This window comes from Buttiauxella sp. AC038 (assembly GCF_979253565.1).
Genome location: NZ_CEEDCQ010000001.1, coordinates 3,278,648 through 3,299,094 on the forward strand (window position 1 = coordinate 3,278,648; position 20,447 = coordinate 3,299,094).

Sequence of the window (20,447 nt, forward strand, 5' to 3'; positions counted from 1 at the left end):
GAGTCTTAGAGTCTATCTGAGTAGACTTTTAAAAAGGGTCAGGAACCAATTCCTGACTTAAATATTGGCTAAGACGGCGCGCCGCAATCGTGGGGGCATCGTCTTGATTTGCCATAAAGCTTTGGCTGTCGATCCGCTGTTTGACACTCACAGTAATCATCGGCTTGCGCTGGGGTATTTGGTACCAGCGGCTGTGTTTGTCCAGATAACGCTGGTCACAGTGAATATGCACCAAACGCAATTCACATCTACAACGCACAGCAATATTCGCAGCACCTCGCTGGATAACCAGCGGTTCACCCGGACGGGTACGCGTCCCTTCCGGGAAAATCAGAATCGCCTCCCCTGCCGCTATGCGTTTCTGGCTTTCAGGAAGTAATGTTTCGCCCTGACTATTAACCAGATAGTCCGCGGCTTTAATCACGCCGCGAAAACAGGGATTGTTCACCAGGCTTGCTTTCACCAGGCAACCAATATGCGGTGCCTGAGAAGCAATAAACACGTAATCGAGCAGCGTCGGGTGGTTAGCGACTATCAAGCATCCATGGTCGTTTGCTAATTGCGCGCAATTTTCGAAGCGATAATCAAACACGCCCAGCCCGCGTCCGATGCGTAAAAATAGCCGGAAACTGGCGGAGATGCTACGGCGAGCAATCTGACGGCGTTTGCCATTATCGCGAACAAACAGTAACAACAAGTTAAACCATACCAGTGACAATACCAGGCCACCGCTACCAAATAGAATGAACAACCAACCGGTCATCAGCACGCGCCAGCACCACTCTATGCGCCCCCACATTAATGACGACTCCAACGCCAGCACAGCCGTTCACCAAGAAGAGTGAATGTCTGCTCGCCACTGAGCCAGCCGTGCAAAAATGCCAGCCCCTGCGGTAAACCTTGCGCACCAGGGGTTTGGCTCGGTGTTGTTTCACACTGGATCTGCGATCCAGCTTCCAGCAACAGTGCCACCGCAAATGGCATGCTGACCGTCTCACCTGGAAGATGAGAGTGATAAAAATCAGGAATCAGCCCATCGAAATCCACCAACATCACGCGTTGATACCCACAGTGATGCAGCGATGCCACTTCGATTAATGCCTGCGCAAAACTGTCAAAGCCTGCGGAAACAGAGGACGAAACCAGTGCTTGTTGGGTCGCAATCGTGGTATTCCCTACCGCTGAATTGTGTACTGACATCGCAAAATCAGTTGGTGAGAGACTTTCTTCGCACGCTAATGCAGTTAAAATCCGAAAATTTCGCTCCAGCTCACCATGGCGGCTGGAAAAGACCAGCGCATCAACATTTTGTCGGGACAAAATAGCAAGGGCACAGTCAACAGCAAGACGGCTACCTGATGCCAGACGGCGTGCGGTCATCATAGGTAGATGGCGACTTTTGGCAAGCGGGGATGAAACATCAATAATAGCTGCGGTTTTTCCCCATGCCTGCCAGGCATCATGTTCAGATAAACCTGGTGCACTGGCCTGCCAGTCGACAACGTTAAACGCTAACTTCATGCTCTGTACCATCAATCATCTGCGACGTCCCGTCAGATATATATCTTCGAATTTATGCCGACTATAAAATAAGTCTTAATTTTACGGGATTTTTCTTAAGCCGCTTATATTTTGCGCGCAATGAATTCATCAACGGCGGGGAATAGTATCAAAATGACTGGGAAATAAATATTCATACATCGATTCCAACGGCCTGCTAATCACAGGCCGCGGATTCTAACGGTATGTGACTTCCAGAACTGCCAGTTGATGTTGCGCGTCAATGTAGCGCATTTTGGTAGAAAACGGAGCATCGCCACCAGCCGTATAATTATGCAGCTTATTAAGTGCGATGGTCTGAACAACTGGCTCCCCGTTTTGGGTACAGGAAAATTTAACAGATTGTTCCTGATTCGATAAACGACAACCTTCTTCTACTATTGCCCCCTGAAAATGAATCACACCACCACTGGCATGAGCATTAAGTAAAGGGAAAGCAAGAACAAAAACAGGCAAAAGAAATGAACGTCTCAAGCTTACTGTTTTCACGCTACGGACTCCTCAACTGAAGTGGTATGAGGGTTATCGGCACAAAACGGTGAACGCTACAGTTAAAACCTGGTATATATAAGAAATAAAATCCACATAACCGCTACATTTATTAAACATTGCCCGGCGGAGCCCACTCTTTTTCCAGATGAATATCTTTTCCATCCGACACGGTCACCGTAATGGTCACATTATCTCCAGGAGAGATATTCATACTCATCCGTGTAAGCCGGGCAGGTTCATTCGCTTTTATAAAAATGTTCCCGCTTTGGCTGCTGTTGCTTTGCCCTCCTGAGCCGGAACGTAGCGCGGTAAATTTGTAGGAACACTGGCAGTCTTGAGTGAGCGTAGCGACAGGCACGATGGTGTACATATCTCCCTGCTGCTGAGTATCGAAAGCAAGCTGATTACTGAGCGCGACTAATAAAACTAATGTGTGCATGGTTTCCCCCAATAAAAAGAACAGGGCATAAAGGCCCTGTTCTTTTTTTGTCTGGTTTAGCAATTAGTGCTGATAGACATTGGCCTGATTACCCCAGCCAGACTGAGTTACAGCTGCCGAAGCGCCAGTTGTAGCTTGTGTCACATTGGCACCGTTAAAGTTGCCGTATTGTTTAACATCCAGGTCGGCACGAGTACTTGCCTGAACAAGATTAGCCTGGTTATTATTACCGCTTTGCAGTAAATCAAGGCTGCTTGATTTTGAACTTTGGTTAACGTTAGCGCCGTTAAAATTACCAAGTTGAGTCACAGTTAGACCTTGATTGGTATCGCCATAATTACCATGGCTACCACCACTACCATAGCCACCCTGATAGATTGAACCAGCCAGTGCACTTCCCGAAACCACCAATGCTGCTGCGATTGCTGCTACTTTAATAAAGTTCATGGTGAAACTCCCATCGGATTGATAATTTAAGCCCAAATAGCTAGTGTATTATCTTTGGACAACACGGACTGCCATTTGTGACCTTACTTGCACTACAACTGCGGTATAACCAGTACCCGTTTGGATAATATTTGCTTTATTACCAGAGCCTATCTGTTTAATTAAAGCAGTATTACCCGAAGTTGTTTGCTCAATATTCGCATCGTTGGCACTGCCAACTTGTGAGATATAAGCAAGATTATAACTCCCTGATTGTTCAACATTAGCTCTGTTAGAAGAACCTGTCTGAGAGACCAGTGCTAATTGCTTGCTTCCATGCTGGTCAACGTTGACATTATTGTAATTGCCAGCCTGACCAATAATTGCTGCCTGATTTAGCGATGTTCGACTTAATTCGTTCATCGCAAAGTTATATTCTGATCTGGCAAGATCGGGATTATTTGCAAGAACATAACCAGGCGCTCCCAACAATGCTAACATCACAAGTAACGATCTGTTCTTCATGTTGTCACCCTGGGTCTAAATACTTCTACTAATAAAACTCACTCATCACACTTGCCGTTAACGTTGAGAAGAAATGTTATCTCTGCGTTACGGAAATGAGTATGTCCGTCGAAACATTTAAAATATCTCACCCGCATGTTGTATTTTTATATTTCCACTCATTACAAAGTATTAGTGGAATAAAAAAACCCAAATACAACAAAGGGTTCAAAAACGATTATTTTAATTAGCGTATGTTTTTTTAAATTCATCACATTTATCAAGCATGGATTTGCCGTCTGGTTGGATTGAAAGACTGCTATTTGGCAATTTTTAGCGTGCCCATGTCACGGTGATGAGTTTTCTTAAGACTGCTAACAACTGCCAATGTAATGCCAACAATTTACATGTGTTAAGTTGAAAAACGCATAAAGAAAAAAATAAATAACCCATACAAATCAACGAAATAAAGTTATTTGTATGATTTTTAAAACTATGCAATTTATAATTTATGTACAACTTTAGTGCTAAAAATAAATAGAAAAAATCTCAAGCAGAAACATTTAAATATCTACAGTTACATTTTGTAACAGCTTTAACACTTGCTTTAAGATTAGTAACCGCTAGATTGAAATCAGCAGTAACATTTTGTTTAACACATTAAGTCAGATCGTAACTTAACGATATTTGACAGTGTTATATTAATTTCAAACACAGCACTGCAGCACCTATCAGTACCTCTGGTGAATTAACTTTCTGTTAATTCAGCTGATTGATGCGCAAACTCGGACGGAGTTTCATCATGTTTAATGAAGTCCATACAATAAATAGTCAGGCGTTAAGTGCTCAAAGTTTATTGTTGATCACAAAACCCTCGCTACAAGCTACTGCGTTATTACAGCATTTAAAATCCTCACTATCTATAAATGGGAAACTTCATAATATTCAACGCTCTCTTGAAGATGTCGCTGGAAATGTTGTGGTCCTTTTCGATATGGTAGAGGCTGATAAAAAGCTGATTAACTATTGGCAAGATAACTTAAGTCGTAAACATAACAGCATTAAGTTGTTGTTATTAAACACTCCTGAAGAGTATCAATTCCGAGACATAGAAAACTGGCCACATATTAATGGCGTATTTTATATGTCAGAGGAAGAACCGCGCGTGGTAGAAGGTATCCGTGGTGTAATGGATGGGGAATGCTACTTCTCGCAAAAGTTAGCCAGCTATCTTATTAATCACTCAGGGAATTATCGCTTCAATAATGTTGAGTCCTCCCTTCTGACTCACCGTGAAAAGGAAATACTTAATAAATTGCGTATTGGTGCCTCGAATATCGAAATCGCTCAGTCGCTATTTATAAGTGAAAATACGGTCAAAACACATCTCTATAACCTTTTCAAAAAGATATCCGTAAAAAATCGCACTCAGGCGGTTTCCTGGGCAAACGATAATCTCAGGCGATAAGGCGATGAAATTACAAGCTGCTTTACTGCTGGCGTCAGTATTAGTCTGCGCCTCCGGGGGCGCTCGCGCCGTAGAAGTGGAAGTTCCTGGATTGTTAACGGATCACACCGTTTCATCTGTAGGGCATGAGTTTTATCGTGCCTTTAGTGACAAGTGGGAAAGCAGTTTTACCGGAAACTTAACGATAAATGAGCGGCCCAGTGCCCGTTGGGGAAGCTGGATAACCATTACTGTTGATCAGGATGTCATCTACCAGGCTTTTTTATTCCCCTCAAAACGTGATTTTGACCGAAATGTCACTATTGCATTAATCCAGACTGATGAAGCAATTAAACGCCGGCAAATTGATAAAGCATTATTGAGTACCGGTGATTTAACCAGCGACGAATTTTAGGAGGCTGTCATGCGTATCACTCATGCAGTTTTATCTTTACTGCTGATATCCCCTTTGTCCTGGGGAGGAAATATGACTTTTCAGTTTATAAACCCTAATTTTGGTGGAAACCCCAATAATGGGTCCTTTTTACTTAATGAGGCACAGGCTCAGAATTCCTATAAAGACCCTAGCTCAAGCGATTTTGGTTATACCGCGCCTTCTGCACTGGATAGTTTTACTTCCGCTATTCAGTCGCAACTACTCGGTGGGCTATTGACCAATATAAATACCGGGAAACCGGGCAGGATGGTCACAAACGACTTTATCGTAGATATTGCTAACGTTGATGGGCAGTTACGACTTAACGTCACTGACCGTAAAACTGGTCAGGTTTCAACAATTGATGTTTCAGGATTACAAAACAACGCTACTAATTTTTAGTGGGCATTAAACGACAAAAAAGTATTTAAGGATAAACATTATGCAGCGCTTACTTCTCATCGTAGCAGTGTGTTTATTAAGTGGTTGTTTAACCGCACCACCTAAAGAAGCTGCGAAACCTACACTTTTGCCTCGGGCACAAAGTTACCGTGACTTAACCCACTTACCACCGACAAAAGGTAAGCTGTTTGTCTCGGTTTATAATATTCAGGATGAAACAGGGCAATTTAAACCCTATCCTGCAAGTAACTTCTCAACCGCGGTACCACAGAGCGCAACCTCTATGTTGGTTACTGCTTTAAAAGATTCACGCTGGTTTGTTCCATTGGAACGTCAGGGCCTGCAAAACCTGTTAAACGAACGCAAGATCATTCGTGCAGCACAGGAAAATGGCACCGTTGCAGAGAACAACCGTAGACCACTAGATTCTCTAATAGCGGCAAACGTGATGGTTGAAGGTTCAATTATCGGTTATGAAAGCAACGTGAAATCGGGCGGTGTTGGTGCACGCTACTTTGGTATCGGTGGCGAGACACAATATCAGCTTGATCAAATAGCAGTGAACTTACGAGTAGTAAATGTTAGTACCGGTGAAGTATTGTCATCGGTCAATACCAGCAAAACAATTTTGTCTTATGAAGTACAGGCCGGGGTATTCCGTTTCGTTGATTATCAACGATTACTGGAAGGTGAAATCGGCTACACCACCAATGAACCTGTAATGATGTGTCTGATGTCAGCAATAGAAACAGGGGTTATTTATCTGGTTAATGATGGTATTAATCGCGGCTTGTGGGATCTACAAAATCCGAAAGATATTAACAATCCGATACTGGCTAAATACAGAGAGATGTCCGTCCCTCCTGAATCTTGATAATCAAAAGACAATAAAAAACCAGCCTCGGCTGGTTTTTTTATTTATTCGGCTATCACTTGAGATTCAGACTTCGTTTTCCGTGCTGCAAGCCACAGTCCGCTATTTTTCATCGCAAAACCAAACACCAGACCGAGCAATAAAGAAGGCACGACAATCCGCCATTCACCCTGGTTTGCAAAGGTCGCGCAAGCACCAATAAATGTGCCCGGCACAAACGAGAGCAATATATGCCTGGCCTGAATACACATCAGGAATGCCACAACACCCGTAACCATGTAGCCCAAAATCTCCAGGTGAGGCGCTACCGCGCTACCGTGAATGATGACCTGAGCCCATAATACGCCGCTACATAATGTGCATGCAGAAATGAAAAGACCTTTGATACCGCCTTGCGGACACGCAAAATATGCGGTGCAACCAAGGAAGCCTGCCCAACTGATTAAACCAAGACTCACCGCAACCCAACCCCAGAGGCCAGAGAGAATACCGGTGGTCAATGCAAGAGAGATAAGTATGTTCATAGCGGCACATCATAGCAGAGCCTTATCGTTCGACCACGATCTGCCGCACATTTTTTGTAAACCAAAAATCCAAGTTGCACTTTATATGTGATTTAAATCACATTACTCATCGTCGGATTCTTCAAGTTCATCGCGCATTGCCTGAATGGCTTCACGGCTAATTAACGCCAGTGTGCGGTAAAACGGCGTTGTAGAATGCGCTTCGACTTTGCCAAGGAAAGTGCCAGCCCACGGCATCAGATAGTCATCAAACAAGCGAACTTGCGCTTCAAACTCATCTTCCTGTGACTGGTCTTCAAGCCAGGAGGCTGCCAGCAACAAAGTACCAAAATGATCGGCAGGTGTTTCGGCAAGCGGCATGCCGCGCTGTTTTAGAAACTCGCGCACATCACCCTCATTACTGCCAGCTTCCCATACTGAGCGATAAGGCGGCACACTACACTCTTCACCAACAAACAGCGCATTGTAATCAGCAGCCAGCTGTTGAGGATCGCAGCTCTGTTGCAGACGAGTCAGTAACTCATCTTGCTCCAGCGGCCAGTGCTCTGCTAGTTTGCCTTCGCGGATCATCGTCAACAACGGAACCAGAAGCGGATCCTGAGGCTGACGATAATAAAGTGATCCTAAAATGCGGCAAATAATTGAAAACTCATTCATGCTAACGATCCATTTAGTAGAGATTAAAAACAGAAATTAAAGTGTGGCGAACTCTTCGATTGGCGCCATACCGCGAGCTTCGAGGAAGCCAAGCATACGGGCGACTGAAACATTCAGAATACGATCTTCCGGGAACTCAACTTCGTCCAGAATTTTGCGACACTCATCAAAATCCCCAAGAGTAAAGGCAGTGTGGGAATCTGAACCCAACGATAACCAACCACCGGCATCACGCACTGCGGCAGCAATCGCACGGCAGTTCGGGCCGCTGCCCTTACGTGAATGAGTAAATGAGGAGTTATTGAGCTCCAGCGCGACATTATATTTTGCTGCCGCCTGCGCTATAGCAGGAATATCGACCGGGAATTTCGGGTTGCCTGGATGGCTAATGATGTGGACATTGCCACTCGCCATTGCAGCAATCATCGCTTCGGTGTGAGTAGCACTATCCTGAGGCGGGAAAACAGGCTCATGGAAACCAGCAATAATCAGATCCAGTGAGTCCAACATCGGCCCGGTGCAGTCAATTTCACCAGCGGTATTTTTTATATTAGATTCGATACCACGCAAAATACCGACACCATCGACCACTCGCGGCCAGATGCGCATATTCACAAAGTGCCAGTAGTGAGGCGCGTCAGCCATATCCGGGCCGTGATCGGTGATAGCAAACAACTTGATACCTTTGCTTTTAGCAATCGCAATGTAGTCATGAAGGGTGCTATAGGCGTGGGTGCTGGCGACGGTGTGCATATGCAGGTCAACGGGATACATGGCTCTCTCCTTATATGTCTTTCTCGCAAGGATAGCAGTTATCACCGTGGTTTTTTAGCCCGGCTCAAGCCGGGCTGTGCATTAATAACCGTGATGCAATGAAACCTGACCACTCGGCGACTCACCGTTTTCAATCTGGCGAATCGTTTTGGCAATATATTCCATTGCCTCCTGAGGACGGGTAACGGCTGCCAGATGAGGTGTTATGGCAATTCGCGGGTGTTTCCATAGCGGGCTTTCCGCAGGAAGTGGCTCTTTGGCGAAGACATCGAGCATGGCCCCTTTCACTTTTCCACTCTCAAGAGCGGCGAGCAGATCACTTTCAACCAGATGCACACCACGCGCAAGGTTCATAACGAAAGCCTCATCCGCTAGTTGATTGAGCAACTGGCTGTTGATAATGCCCACAGTTTGCGGAGTATTCGGCAGCAGGTTAATCAACACACGAGTGCCTTTAAGGAAGTCACCCAATTGTTCAGCGCCCGCAAAGCTGGTTACGCCCGGATACTCTTTTTGCTGCGGCTCCAGCAACGCACCGGGAACCCCCAGGCCGCCAGGCTTTCTGCTACTTTCCCACCCAGTACACCCGCACCAAGCAGGCCGATAGTGAAGTCTTCACGGCGATAATCATCCAGCGGCTGCCATTTTGACTGCAGCTTTAATGCCTGATAATCATCGAACCTACGGAACCAGTGCAATACCTGACTCACCGCGTATTCCTGCATCTGCAGCGCCATACCGGTATCTTCCAGACGAAATAGCGGAACACCTGCTGGCAGCATATCCGGATGAGCCTGAAGCTTACTCAGAATGGAGTCTACACCTGCTCCCAATGCAAATACCCCTTTCAGCGTCTCGCGCCCACTGAGCATTTCCACCGGGGGATGCCACACCAGGGCGTAATCCGCAGGCTGGTTATCACCAGGATGCCATTGGCGAACCGTGGCTCCAGGAAGTTGCTGCTGCATACCTTCCAGCCAAAGTTGCGTATTAAATGTTGGGTGATGAAAAATAATGTCCATGCTTTCTCCATTTATTCTTAGGCTTACGCGCAGCCCTAAACAATACATGAGATGAATGTAATAAAAAATCAGCGTGTAATGCTGTTTTAAGAAGCAAGTTGCTTGAAGTTTGGCTGAACGCACCAGATTTACTCAAAAGTGAATTGACGCAGGCCGTTCTTTTCCCTACATTAGCGCCCGTTCCAGATGTCAGGGAACAACAAAACGGTGAGGTGTCCGAGTGGCTGAAGGAGCACGCCTGGAAAGTGTGTATACGGCAACGTATCGAGGGTTCGAACCCCTCTCTCACCGCCATATTCCAAGAGAAAGTCTGAATTCACGTTCAGACTTTTTTTCGCCCGAAATTCATGGAGAGATGGGTGAGAACCCTCGACCCGAGGTTCGATAAATGCTTTAGCATTTGGACGTCAGGGACGCTTACGGCCATGACGCCCGTAGGGTGAGCGCAGCGAATCAGCCCCTCTCTCACCGCCATATTTAAAGAAGAGCTCGCATGCAAATGCGGGCTTTTTTTTCGCCCGTAATTCGGCACTGCTAATACCGCGAATGAATGACGCTAACTTAAAGTCCAGGTATCGTTCACGCCTTGACCAAACGGTATAGAAACAGAAGATTAAACTTGACCGAATGCGGTCTACTCCCTATAGTAGCGCCCCGTTGCCCCATGATATTGGCAACAGATTCAAAACGGTGAGGTGTCCGAGTGGCTGAAGGAGCACGCCTGGAAAGTGTGTATACGGCAACGTATCGAGGGTTCGAACCCCTCTCTCACCGCCATATTTAAAGAAGAGCTCGCATGCAAATGCGGGCTTTTTTTTCGCCCGAACCCCGTGGAAAGATGGGTGAGAACCCTCGACCCGAGGTTCGACAAATGCTTTAGCATTTGGACGTCAGGGACGCTTACGGCCATGACGCCCGTAGGGTGAGCGCAGCGCAGTCAGCCCCTCTCTCACCGCCATATTCCAAGAGAAAGTCTGAATTCACGTTCAGACTTTTTTTCGCCCGAAATTCATGGAGAGATGGGTGAGAACCCTCGACCCGAGGTTCGACAAATGCTTTAGCATTTGGACGTCAGGGACGCTTGCGGCCATGACGCCCGTAGGGCAAGCGCAGCGCAGTCAGCCCCTCTCTCACCGCCATATTTAAAGAGAAAGTCTGAATTCACGTTCAGACTTTTTTTCGTCCATAATTTGTCATCCGATACCGCTTTGTCCATAAAAAAACCCGAACCTAAGTTCGGGCTAAGATCAACTGTCTACATCTTTCGCTGTACGAGTAAGCGCAGCACGCCACCCGCCAGATTAAAGTGAACTCATGCGGATTATAAATCCGCAAACGAACCCAACCGATAACCACGTTCCGCAATCGCATATTTTAACGACGCAGAAGTCAAAACATCCAGTTCAGCAAGACGCGGATAGCAATATTTGCTGTTAAGAATGGTGTTATCAATAAAGGAAGGGTGACTCATTATTTCTAACGATTGCTCATCACGCGCCATGGAGCGGTCGAGTGTATCGAGGAATAACGTTTCCGATATCGCCTCACCATAAAAACCACTGTCAAAACCTTCCGCCGTTTTTACTCCCCGGCACTCAAGCCCGCCAGCTATGGCAGCATCGTAATCAAAACGGATTGCCACGCCCTGCTCTTTCGCAAAGGCTTCAACTATCGGATAGATCTGCGGGATCATATGTACATGGTGATGGCTGTCGATATGCGTAGGTTTGCGGCCAAATAATTCGATGAATCTCGCGAACTGGAACGCCAATTCTTGCTCAATTTCCGCAAGTGGCAGAGTGTCTTCTTCCGCTCGCTGCCAAATCCATTTACCCAATTCGCCCTTTTCATCAACCAGGCCTGGCATTGCAGATAATGGTCGACCCAACGTCAGTACAAAATGCATCCCAATAGCCAGACCTGCATGTTTTGCACTGAGTGCAACAGCATGTTCAATACCTGCGGCGTTAACCATCGCGGTGGTAGACGTCACTACACCGTTGGTGAATGCGTCGATAATTCCGTAGTTTTGCGCCTTACACAGCCCAAAATCATCCGCGTTAACAATTAATAACTTATCCATTGTCGCCTCGGTAAGCTGCCTTCCCTTTGCAGGGAAGGCCTCCAGTTATTTAAGTGCAGCGATAGCTTTTGCAAAGTTTGGCAGATTAGCTTCGTGAGCTAACAGCATATCGCGGGCAATTTTCTCGGCATCTTTATCAGAATGAATCAGCGGGCTTAGATTTAACGCCAGCAGAACATCATTAAAGTTTCCACTAAGCGCGGCTTCACTGGCTGCCACTTCGAACCCTTTGATGGTGTAAATCAGGCCCAGCACTTTTTCATCAAAATGAGTGATGCGCGAGCTTGGGGTAGCACCGTCACGGCCGATAGTACAGGTCATTTCAACCGCCCAGTCAGCAGGAATATTATCAACATGCCCGTGGTGTGGCACGTTAACGTAATGCTCGCTTTGCTTGTCGTTATAGATATCGCTGATAACTTCACAAGCCGCATCAGAGTAGTAAGCTCCGCCACGCAGTTCCAGTTCTTTAGGTTTCACATTCAGGGCCGGATCTTTATAAAGCTCGAACAGTTGCTTTTCGACTTTCTGAACAACCGTGGCACGTGCACCACCTTTGTAGAACTCGCCCATTTCGATGGCCAACATCTCTTTTTGCTTGAAGTAATAAAGCAAGTAAGAGCACGGCAGCAGTCGAAGTGAACGAATCAGACCTTCACTGAATGGCAGATCAAAGATGTTTTTCACCGAACCTGCGGTTAGCGTACCGGACGCCACGCCATCAAGCAGTTCATCAAAACGGGAAGTCCCGTTAACAATGACATCTTTGATGAAGACCATGTGGTTCAGGCCGAACAGGTCAATGTTCAGTTCGTCCGTTGGTGCGAGTTTCAACACATCCTTAATGAACATTTTCATGCCCACTGGAATGTTGCAAACACCAATGAATTTTTTAAAGTCAGTGTGGCGATAAACTGCTTCGGTGACCATGCCGGCCGGGTTAGTGAAATTGATAACCCATGCGTCTGGGCAGATCTCTTTCACATCATTAATGATGTCGAAAATCACCGGAATAGTACGCAGACCTTTAAACAAACCACCCGCACCGTTAGTTTCCTGGCCCAAATAGCCGTAGCTTAGCGGGATACGCTCATCAAGTTCACGGGCTTTAAGCTGCCCGACACGCAATTGCGTGGTAACAAAATCGGCATCTACCAGCGCTTCGCGGCGATCGAGGGTTTTATACAGTGCAATTGGCACTGCCGCTCGTTCAATCATACGCAAGCAGAGATCGAAGATAATATCTTGCTTCTCTTTTCCAGCTTCAACATCAACCAGCCATAATTCAGTTATCGGCAATTCTTCGTAACGTTTAATAAAACCTTCGAGTAATTCAGGGGTATAGCTGCTACCACCACCGATTGTGACGACTTTCAATTTTTTACTCATGAGGACTCCGGTACAAGTTTATTGCACTGTAAATTAAGACAGCGATATAGATGTATTATTGAAGGTTATATGCCGCAATAATAATATGGGGTATATTGACCAACCTTCACTAATACATTCACAATGGATATGAATAATGACTATTTAATACTGTATAACTGCTTCCGATAATGCTGCGGTGTAAATGACGTTAACTTCTTAAAGTTTTTAATAAACATACTGGCACTACTATAACCTGACTCGAAAGCAATATCAGTGACAGAATAGTTGGTAATTTCCAGTTGCTTCTTAGCAAAATCAATTCTTATCTCATTAATAATTTGCATCGGTGTTTTGCCATAGTGGCGCTGTGTAGCACGGGTTAAGTACTCCTGTGACTTACCGGACAACTCCACCATATTCACTAATGCTTTATCGCCAAACATCAACTTGCCATGCATCTGCTCAACAGCATTTTTCAGCCAGCCAGGAATATCACCGCCGGACTCAGATTCTTTATGATGGCGCAGACGGTTCACAATATAAAACGTCACCATTTCAAGAAACTCATTAAACTCACCCTGACGGAAGTTTAATGAAGCAGTCACAGATTCAATATAAGTCAAAAATTCATTCTTAATTTGATAAACCTGTGACGCAATAAAACATGCTGGGAATAACGGTAAATAATGTTGTTCAAAAAAAGCCTTGCTAATACCAACATTCAAAATTCGGGTCGCACCAAAATCATAAAAACTTTGATGATAAGAACCGAGTGGAATGAAAACAAAACTCCCTCTTTCCAGCAGCACACGTTTACCGTTGATTTCCTGATAATAACGCCCTGTCAGCACTACCGTAAATTCGTAATAATCATGCTGGTGCAGCCCGGAGACACTTTCGACTTTGTTGTGGATGAACATGTGGAAATGTTGACCATCAAAAAGCTGGCTCTCGCGTGCCGTGTTGATTTCCATACTGATTACCGGTGGCTGCATAGGGACTCCAACTTATTTTATTTTTTCGTGAAGCTCAATAAGTTCTGTAACCAACTCACGCGCCAGCATAGAAGTCATCAGGTGATCCTGTGCATGAACCAGCACCAGGCTAACTTTAGTTTTGCCTTCGCCCTGGTCACCTTCAATCAATTTGGTTTGCACCAGGTGCGCTGCATTCAGTGCTTCACGAGACTGCGCCATCAACTCCCTGGCTTTTTCGAAATCACCTGTTTTCGCGATTTTCAGTGCGCCGTATGCAAGGCTGCGAGCCTGACCTGAGTTAATGATTAAACCCATCACCACTTCTTCAAGATCGTCGGTATCCACTTCGTTATCGACTGCGCTATCCAAATCAAACATCTCAATCTCCCGGTATATTTAAAGTGGTTGGGGATAGGGGGCCATCCCCAACCAAAACTACTACCCTTCAGACTTCAAGCCGCATGTGCGTTGGCTTCCTGCTGCTCGAATTATTTTGGGTACAAAACTTAAGATTAGAATTTCAGTGCGTTAGCAATATCTTCTTCGCTTTCTTCTTCTTCGATTACAGCCTGTGCTTTGTTAGACAGGATAACGAACGGTATGTAGACACATGTCGCGACACCTAAGTTAAACAGCGCAACTAACAATGCTGCGATACTACCGTTACTGTTGAAGAAGGCGCCCAGACCGGTAGGCATCGTCCATGGAGCAAGGTTGGTAACCGGTGGAATAATTCCCAGAGAGTAAGCCGCAAGTGTGATAGCTGCCAGAATCGGCTGAACCAGCACAAACGGGATGAACATAACTGGGTTCATGATGATTGGCAGACCGAACAGGATTGGTTCATTAATCTGGAAGATGCCTGACGGCAGTGCCAGTTTCGCAACCTGACGGTGGTCGGCGCGACGTGAAACCATGAAGATTGCGATAATTAAGCCCAGTGTCGCACCAGAACCACCCAACAGGATGTAGGAGTCGAGCATTGGTTTCGCCCAGAAGTGGAACTGTTTACCTGCGTCAATCGCAGCCTGAACTGAACCATACTGGTTGTAGAGAGCGATGTTTTCCAGCGCCCATGGGGTCATGATGCCGTTGTCCAGCGCGGTAAGCGCCAGCGAACCATGCACACCGAAGAACCACAGCAGGGAGTTGAAGATAACATACGCCCAGCCCACTACCGCACCCATCGAAGCTAGCGGCGTAGAGATGGAATCCATAATGATCTGGTGGAAGTTGCTACCGTGATTCGCCAGCACCCAGGAAATAATCCCGAAAATAGACAGGATCAGGAAACCTGGAATTAACGCAGAGAATGAACGTGATACCGAAGTTGGCACACTATCTGGCAAAGTAATTACCCAGTTTCGGCGGATAACAAAAGTAAATAGCTCCGCGACAACCAGACCAATAACAATACCGGAAATAATATTCTGACCACCTAACCAGTTAGCGCCCACTGCATAAGCTTCACCTACGCTATAGGGTGTAACGGTCATAAATGCGGCAACGGATAATAAACCGGCCGCAAGAGGGTCAACTTTACGTTCCTCAGCAAGCGCCATACCAATGAAAAAAGGAGCCATTAGCGACATAATACCTAACGTACCGTTATATACGTTGCCGCCAATGGCTTTTAACCCATTAAGGGTTTCAATGGTTGAGGGATCTAAACGAATACCTAAAGAATAAAAAAATGAACCAGCGCCAAAACTCAGAAATACGTTATTGATTAATACAAACATGGCCCCGGCAAGGGTCAATGGCATTAATTTGATGAAACCATTTTTAATTGCGTTGACGTGCGGTTGCTTCCCAATTTTCACTGCGAAAGGAAGCAATATCTTTTCAAGTGAATCAATGACTTTACTCATTTGGAATTTCCTTTATTGCCGCAAGATTCTTGCGGCCAGGTTGTGTAAGGTCGTTCTTTGACGGAAAAATAAAACAAAATAAAAAATTAGTTGCTTGCTGCTTTCTTGATCGATGCGACTGCTGCTTTCAGCACGCCTAACCCATCAATTTTGCCGTACATTGCTGAATCAATAACTTCTACCGGTTTACCGGGTAATACTTTCTGAATTTCTGGCAGCATATAAGCGATTTGTGGTCCAAGTAATACCAGATCTGCATCCTTGCCTTTTTCAGCAGCCAGAGTTTCAGGCCAGGCTTCGATAATTACAGGCACTTCATACTTCTCTGCCTGCGCCTTCATTTTTGATACCAGCAATGAGGTGGACATCCCGGCAGAACAAAATAGGTAGATACGTCTTTTAGTCATAATAAATTCCTCACGTTGCAATAGCCTGCATGTCTGAAATCAGCACAACCCACGCCTGCAAAAGGGACTGATTGGAAAGTTCTGATTGTTTCTTGTTGAGAGAAGTATACGGCAACACGTCGGCGGGGAATAATATTGCGGAGCCCAAAATTGTCTCTCCTTGACTATCCGTTTTGATACCCTTCACATTTTGGGTAAATAATTCGCGCAAAGAAAAAAGCCCAAACAGAGTTTGGGCTTTACAATTCTTTCACACCGGAAATCAGTCGTAGGCATTCAATGCGCGCTGGCAAAGGGCCGAGCGCACACAATCTTGTTTGCCAAAGCGGACCACACCTACCATTTCATCTTCTTCAAAACGTTCCAGAGCATCACTCAGGCCGGACTTAACACCCCGTGGCAAATCGCATTGCGTGATATCGCCATTGACGATGACCGTCACGTTTTCCCCAAGGCGCGTTAAGAACATTTTCATTTGCGCTGCGGTGACATTCTGCGCCTCATCAAGAATAACCACCGCATTTTCGAAGGTACGTCCACGCATATAGGCGAACGGCGCAATCTCTACTTTGCCAATTTCGGGGCGCAGGCAGTACTGCATAAAAGACGACCCTAAACGTCGCACCAGGATGTCATACACCGGGCGGAAATAAGGAGCGAATTTTTCCGAAATATCCCCGGGTAAGAAACCGAGATCTTCATCAGCTTGCAGGACCGGGCGGGTGACAATTATCCTGTCGACATCCTTATGTATCAGGGCCTCAGCGGCTTTCGCCGCACTGATATACGTTTTGCCGCACCCGGCTTCACCGGTGGCGAATATCAGCTGCTTTTTCTCGATGGCGTTAAGATAGTGCTCTTGAGCCTCATTTCGCGCCGCTATCGGTGAGTTATCACGGCAATCTCTTGCCATACCGATAGATTCAACGCCGCTCATCTGCACAAGCGTTGTGACCGATTCCTCTTCGCGTTGTTTGTGGCTACGCGAATCCCGTCTCAGCACACGTTTTGCTTCGCGACGAGCTTTGATCACTGCTTTCTGTCTTCCCATGGATGGCACCTTACAGTTGGTTTCATTTCCCGCGCCACAACACAGTGCGCGATTATGTTCACTAACGGATGAGGTTTGGCTTCCTTTTAAGCCATGAACTGCCGGTTGAGAGGATGCACCAGTTAGACGAATTACTCCGCTTAGCGCATCGTTAATACATTGATTGGTTGTGGATTCAGGGTTTTTAGCGGTGAAGATAGCGAGGCCGGAGGAGATGCCTCCGCGCTGATTTGTGCGGGTAAGATGTTTGTTCAATCGGCCAGTACAGGACCCTACCATTCGCGATCTCCATTGTGATTAAGATTCACAGCCGGGAACTACCGCTCGTGCTTTAATTACATCAAAAATTATCTAAATTGCAACTTTTATTTTACTTTAAATCAACATTCGCGTTTCGTCATGCGCTTATCAAATTTATGACATAAAAATATTACACTTTTATATCAATGGGGTAGTCATATAGAAATTGAATGAATACCTGGCAGGCAAATAGTTAGCAAATGAAAAATTAGCAGGGGAAGAATTGTAGGAAAAAACGTGCTTCAAGTAAGCGTGCAACGCCCCACTTTCTCAGAGAGTCTGAAGAGAAAGTTAAGCATCTCCTTCTCATGTAGAAGAAGATGCTTAGGATGAAATGATTTCGAGATTACAGAATCGAGCTTCCAGAAGCCCTTGCCCTAAATAGTGCTGCTTATCCACAACACCCGGCAATACAAAGAAGTACCCACCGCCAATCGGCTTCACGTACTCTTCCAGCGCTTCGCCGTTAAGACGTTGCTGCACAGCCAAAAAGCCCTTCTCAAGGTCATGCTGGAAGCAGACAAATAACAATCCCATATCCAGTTGCCCAGACTTTGATACACCCAGTGAATAGCTGTAACCACGGCGCATCATCAGGTTGGACTGCGTCTCTTTAGTGCGTGGGTTCGCCAGACGAATATGAGCATCCAGCGCAATTACATTACCGTCAGGGTCGGCTGCATAATCGGGCTCGTCGTGCTCATTCTTCATGCCAAGCGGCGCACCACTGTGTTTATCGCGGCCAAAAATAGTCTGCTGCTCTTTTAGCGGCGTTCGATCCCAGGACTCAACATGGAACTGAATAATACGCACGGCCTTATAGCTGCCACCTACCGCCCATGCTGGTTCTTGCTGATCTGCCGTCACCCACACCACATCATTCATCAGCGGTTTATCTTCGCTGTTAGGGTTCGCCGTACCGTCTTTAAACCCTAACAAATTGATAGGCGTCTCTTTGCCGCGCGAACGCGCTGCATGGTTGGAGATAAACCCTTCGCGCTTCCAACGCACGCTTAGCAAATCCGGCGTGTGTTTGATGATATCTCGTAAGGCATGGATAACCGTATCCGCCGTATTCGCGCAAATCTGGAGAAGCAAATCACCATGACACAAGCTGGCATCCAACGAGTCATTAGCGAAGCGCTCCATCTTTAGCAGCTTTTTCGGCATCTGCCCTTTCAGCCCAAAGCGCTCATCAAACAACGATGTTCCCGCAGAGAGGGTGAAAGTCAGGTTATCCGGGTAAATCTGCGCACCAAGAATCCCTGAGTCCATCGGTGGCATCCGTGGATTTGGGGTATCTGGCGCAGGGCCACCTGTAGTGAGGAAATCGAAACGCGCAGACAGCAACTTGAATAAACGCTCAAGGTCAGCTTTATCACTGGCCAACACATCAAATGCAACCAACATCATGGCCGCTTGCTGTGGCGTCAGTACACCTGCCTGATGCTCACCGTAAAACGGCTGTTTTTCCATGCGCGCATCTGGCGGTAACGTGCCTGGAGAAGTCTCTTGTTTCGCCGCATGAGCCATGGGGCATCCGCCCGCAACAGCAAGGGCGCCACCGAGCGCGCCCAAACCTTTCAGTAAGCGGCGGCGAGCCGGAATATGCCCGCCGTTTTTATTTTTATCTTCCATAAAAACTAGTCCAGACCCAGTACGCCACGCAGTTGTGACAAGTCTTCTGCCAGCGCCGTTACCGGCCCTTTCAGCGCATTGCGGTCTGCATCGGTCAGTTTGTCGTAAGTCTCGAAGCCGTCTTTAGTTCGGTATTTAGCAAGAATGGTGTCCACTTTCTTGAAGTTGGCATCCACTTTTGCCAGCAATGGCGCATTGTCTTTAGTCAGCAACGGGCGCAGCAAGTTAACAATTTTCTGTGCGCCATCAACGTTTGCCTGGAAGTCCCACAGGTCAGTGTGGCTGTAGCGATCTTCTTCACCACTGATTTTACTGGCCGCGACTTCTTCAATCAGGCCCGCAGCACCGCCGACAACTTTGCTTGGCGGGAATGCCAGCTCAGAAATACGTGTTTGCAGATCCAGCACGTCGCTGTTGAGCTGATCGGCATATTTTTCCATGCCTTTAGTGGAGTTATCACCAAACAGCGCTTTTTCCAGACGGTGGAAACCAGTGAATTTTGGATCATTGGCTTTCTGCTCGTAATCATCTTCGCGGGCATCAATGCTGCCGTCGAGATCAGAGAACAGTTCAGCAATAGGTTCGATACGCTCGTAATGCTGGCGAGTTGGCGCATACAGAGATTTGGCTTTTTCGATATCGCCGGCTTTCACAGCATCAGTAAAGGCTTTTGTACCTTTAACCAACTCTGCAACTTCCGCAGTCACATAAGCTTTGTATTCGGTGATTGGTCCGGCCAATGCCATCAGGTCGTTTTTCGGTGCAGTCTGATCGCCCGCCGCTTTAACGATAAGCTTGCCCTTAGGGTTGCTTAGCAAGCCACAGGTCATGTCGTATTCACCCGCTTGCAGGTTAGCCGTCATTTTCTGAGAGAAACCAGGTGCAATGTTCTCACGCTCTTCAACTACCATCACCCCTTTCAGGATTTCCCACTCCAGCGCTTTCTGGCTGTTGTTTTGAATGATGAACTGGGTTTTACCGGCGTTAACCGTAATGTTCATCGGTTCGCACTGTTTATCAGTCACAGTAACTTTTACCTGAGGAACATCAGCCGCCTGAACGGCAAAGGCAGAAGAAGCAAACGCAAACAGCGCAGCATGCAAGGCTTTACGGCGAAAATGTGTAGTCATGACCAATCCCTATAAAACAAGAGTATGTTGTAACTAAGTGGCGATAATCTGCCGCAAGATAT

Annotated in this window: 22 protein-coding genes, 2 tRNA genes and 1 pseudogene; 6 read left to right on the forward strand and 19 right to left on the reverse strand. The window is 46.4% G+C overall.

All coding sequences use genetic code 11. The features are described 5' to 3' along the window. Nucleotides 1-28 precede the first annotated feature (28 nt). The 6 genes from AC0IXI_RS15715 to csgB all read right to left on the reverse strand — a co-directional run bounded on the left by AC0IXI_RS15715 (nt 29) and on the right by csgB (nt 3,442). A complete protein-coding gene (locus tag AC0IXI_RS15715) occupies nt 29-799 on the reverse strand; it encodes a lysophospholipid acyltransferase family protein (protein ID WP_413497836.1) in 771 nt (256 codons plus the stop codon). Further along, complete coding sequence (locus AC0IXI_RS15720) at nt 799-1,521, reverse strand: beta-ketoacyl synthase chain length factor (protein ID WP_471682746.1); 723 nt, start codon at nt 1,519-1,521, stop codon at nt 799-801. Before AC0IXI_RS15720 ends, AC0IXI_RS15715 begins: the two co-directional genes overlap by 1 nt. Nucleotides 1,522-1,737: 216 nt before the next feature. Further along, nucleotides 1,738-2,049 carry a hypothetical protein gene (locus AC0IXI_RS15725; RefSeq protein ID WP_413497838.1) on the reverse strand — a complete coding sequence of 104 codons (312 nt, stop codon included), beginning with the start codon at nt 2,047-2,049 and terminating at the stop codon, nt 1,738-1,740. A gap of 112 nt (nt 2,050-2,161) precedes the next feature. Further along, nucleotides 2,162-2,491 (reverse strand): curli assembly chaperone CsgC, encoded by a 330-nt coding sequence (gene csgC / locus AC0IXI_RS15730; RefSeq protein ID WP_134183502.1) that lies wholly within the window; start codon nt 2,489-2,491, stop codon nt 2,162-2,164. Nucleotides 2,492-2,554: 63 nt separating this feature from the next. After that, nucleotides 2,555-2,938 (reverse strand): curli major subunit CsgA, encoded by a 384-nt coding sequence (locus AC0IXI_RS15735; RefSeq protein WP_471682747.1) that lies wholly within the window; start codon nt 2,936-2,938, stop codon nt 2,555-2,557. A gap of 48 nt (nt 2,939-2,986) precedes the next feature. Beyond that, entirely contained in the window at nt 2,987-3,442 is a 456-nt protein-coding gene (gene csgB / locus AC0IXI_RS15740) for a curli minor subunit CsgB (protein WP_064517776.1), read from the reverse strand. Nucleotides 3,443-4,223: 781 nt separating this feature from the next. On the opposite strand from csgB, the gene csgD reads away from it, so the two are divergent. The 4 genes from csgD to csgG are packed head-to-tail and all read left to right on the forward strand — an operon-like array spanning nt 4,224 to nt 6,580. Then, entirely contained in the window at nt 4,224-4,889 is a 666-nt protein-coding gene (csgD, locus tag AC0IXI_RS15745) for a biofilm master transcriptional regulator CsgD (RefSeq protein ID WP_064517772.1), read from the forward strand. 4 nt (nt 4,890-4,893) lie between these two features. Further along, nucleotides 4,894-5,283 (forward strand): curli production assembly/transport protein CsgE, encoded by a 390-nt coding sequence (csgE, locus tag AC0IXI_RS15750; protein ID WP_064517770.1) that lies wholly within the window; start codon nt 4,894-4,896, stop codon nt 5,281-5,283. 9 nt (nt 5,284-5,292) lie between these two features. Beyond that, nucleotides 5,293-5,706 (forward strand): curli production assembly/transport protein CsgF, encoded by a 414-nt coding sequence (gene csgF / locus AC0IXI_RS15755; protein WP_064517768.1) that lies wholly within the window; start codon nt 5,293-5,295, stop codon nt 5,704-5,706. 40 nt (nt 5,707-5,746) lie between these two features. Continuing rightward, entirely contained in the window at nt 5,747-6,580 is an 834-nt protein-coding gene (gene csgG / locus AC0IXI_RS15760) for a curli production assembly/transport protein CsgG (RefSeq protein WP_154149421.1), read from the forward strand. 44 nt (nt 6,581-6,624) lie between these two features. On the opposite strand, the gene AC0IXI_RS15765 is transcribed toward csgG, so the two are convergent. The 4 genes and pseudogenes from AC0IXI_RS15765 to ghrA form a co-directional block, all read right to left on the reverse strand. Beyond that, nucleotides 6,625-7,104 (reverse strand): DUF1097 domain-containing protein, encoded by a 480-nt coding sequence (locus AC0IXI_RS15765; protein WP_064517764.1) that lies wholly within the window; start codon nt 7,102-7,104, stop codon nt 6,625-6,627. 102 nt (nt 7,105-7,206) lie between these two features. After that, nucleotides 7,207-7,761 carry a TorD/DmsD family molecular chaperone gene (locus AC0IXI_RS15770; RefSeq protein ID WP_064517763.1) on the reverse strand — a complete coding sequence of 185 codons (555 nt, stop codon included), beginning with the start codon at nt 7,759-7,761 and terminating at the stop codon, nt 7,207-7,209. Nucleotides 7,762-7,797: 36 nt separating this feature from the next. Next, complete coding sequence (locus AC0IXI_RS15775; RefSeq protein WP_064517761.1) at nt 7,798-8,535, reverse strand: phosphatase; 738 nt, start codon at nt 8,533-8,535, stop codon at nt 7,798-7,800. A gap of 81 nt (nt 8,536-8,616) precedes the next feature. Then, a pseudogene (ghrA, locus tag AC0IXI_RS15780) lies at nt 8,617-9,557 on the reverse strand (glyoxylate/hydroxypyruvate reductase GhrA). A 206-nt stretch (nt 9,558-9,763) separates the two neighbouring features. Between ghrA and AC0IXI_RS15785 the strand changes: the two are divergent. Further along, nucleotides 9,764-9,851, forward strand: a tRNA-Ser gene (locus AC0IXI_RS15785). 395 nt (nt 9,852-10,246) lie between these two features. Then, nucleotides 10,247-10,334 (forward strand) — tRNA-Ser (locus tag AC0IXI_RS15790). 544 nt (nt 10,335-10,878) lie between these two features. Here AC0IXI_RS15790 and chbG read toward each other — a convergent pair. The 9 genes from chbG to efeO form a co-directional block, all read right to left on the reverse strand. Continuing rightward, on the reverse strand, nt 10,879-11,640 hold the full coding sequence (gene chbG, locus AC0IXI_RS15795; RefSeq protein ID WP_424222470.1) for a chitin disaccharide deacetylase: 762 nt from the start codon (nt 11,638-11,640) through the stop codon (nt 10,879-10,881). Nucleotides 11,641-11,685: 45 nt separating this feature from the next. Beyond that, on the reverse strand, nt 11,686-13,029 hold the full coding sequence (locus AC0IXI_RS15800; RefSeq protein ID WP_154149441.1) for a 6-phospho-beta-glucosidase: 1,344 nt from the start codon (nt 13,027-13,029) through the stop codon (nt 11,686-11,688). 140 nt (nt 13,030-13,169) lie between these two features. Beyond that, nucleotides 13,170-14,006, reverse strand: a complete 837-nt coding sequence (gene chbR, locus AC0IXI_RS15805) for a transcriptional regulator ChbR (RefSeq protein WP_413497847.1) — start codon at nt 14,004-14,006, stop codon at nt 13,170-13,172. Nucleotides 14,007-14,018: 12 nt separating this feature from the next. Then, nucleotides 14,019-14,366 (reverse strand): PTS N,N'-diacetylchitobiose transporter subunit IIA, encoded by a 348-nt coding sequence (gene chbA / locus AC0IXI_RS15810; protein ID WP_064517752.1) that lies wholly within the window; start codon nt 14,364-14,366, stop codon nt 14,019-14,021. 134 nt (nt 14,367-14,500) lie between these two features. Continuing rightward, the gene (chbC, locus tag AC0IXI_RS15815) at nt 14,501-15,859 is read right to left on the reverse strand and encodes a PTS N,N'-diacetylchitobiose transporter subunit IIC (RefSeq protein ID WP_064517750.1); all 1,359 of its coding nucleotides are present in this window, start codon (nt 15,857-15,859) and stop codon (nt 14,501-14,503) included. Between the two features lie 86 nt (nt 15,860-15,945). Beyond that, nucleotides 15,946-16,266, reverse strand: coding sequence for a PTS sugar transporter subunit IIB (locus AC0IXI_RS15820; RefSeq protein WP_064517748.1), 321 nt, complete (start codon nt 16,264-16,266; stop codon nt 15,946-15,948). Nucleotides 16,267-16,528: 262 nt separating this feature from the next. Further along, entirely contained in the window at nt 16,529-17,317 is a 789-nt protein-coding gene (phoH, locus tag AC0IXI_RS15825) for a phosphate starvation-inducible protein PhoH (RefSeq protein ID WP_208326128.1), read from the reverse strand. 624 nt (nt 17,318-17,941) lie between these two features. After that, nucleotides 17,942-19,255, reverse strand: coding sequence for an iron uptake transporter deferrochelatase/peroxidase subunit (efeB, locus tag AC0IXI_RS15830; RefSeq protein WP_471682748.1), 1,314 nt, complete (start codon nt 19,253-19,255; stop codon nt 17,942-17,944). A gap of 5 nt (nt 19,256-19,260) precedes the next feature. Continuing rightward, nucleotides 19,261-20,385 (reverse strand): iron uptake system protein EfeO, encoded by a 1,125-nt coding sequence (gene efeO / locus AC0IXI_RS15835; RefSeq protein WP_064517741.1) that lies wholly within the window; start codon nt 20,383-20,385, stop codon nt 19,261-19,263. Between the last annotated feature and the right edge of the window lie 62 nt (nt 20,386-20,447).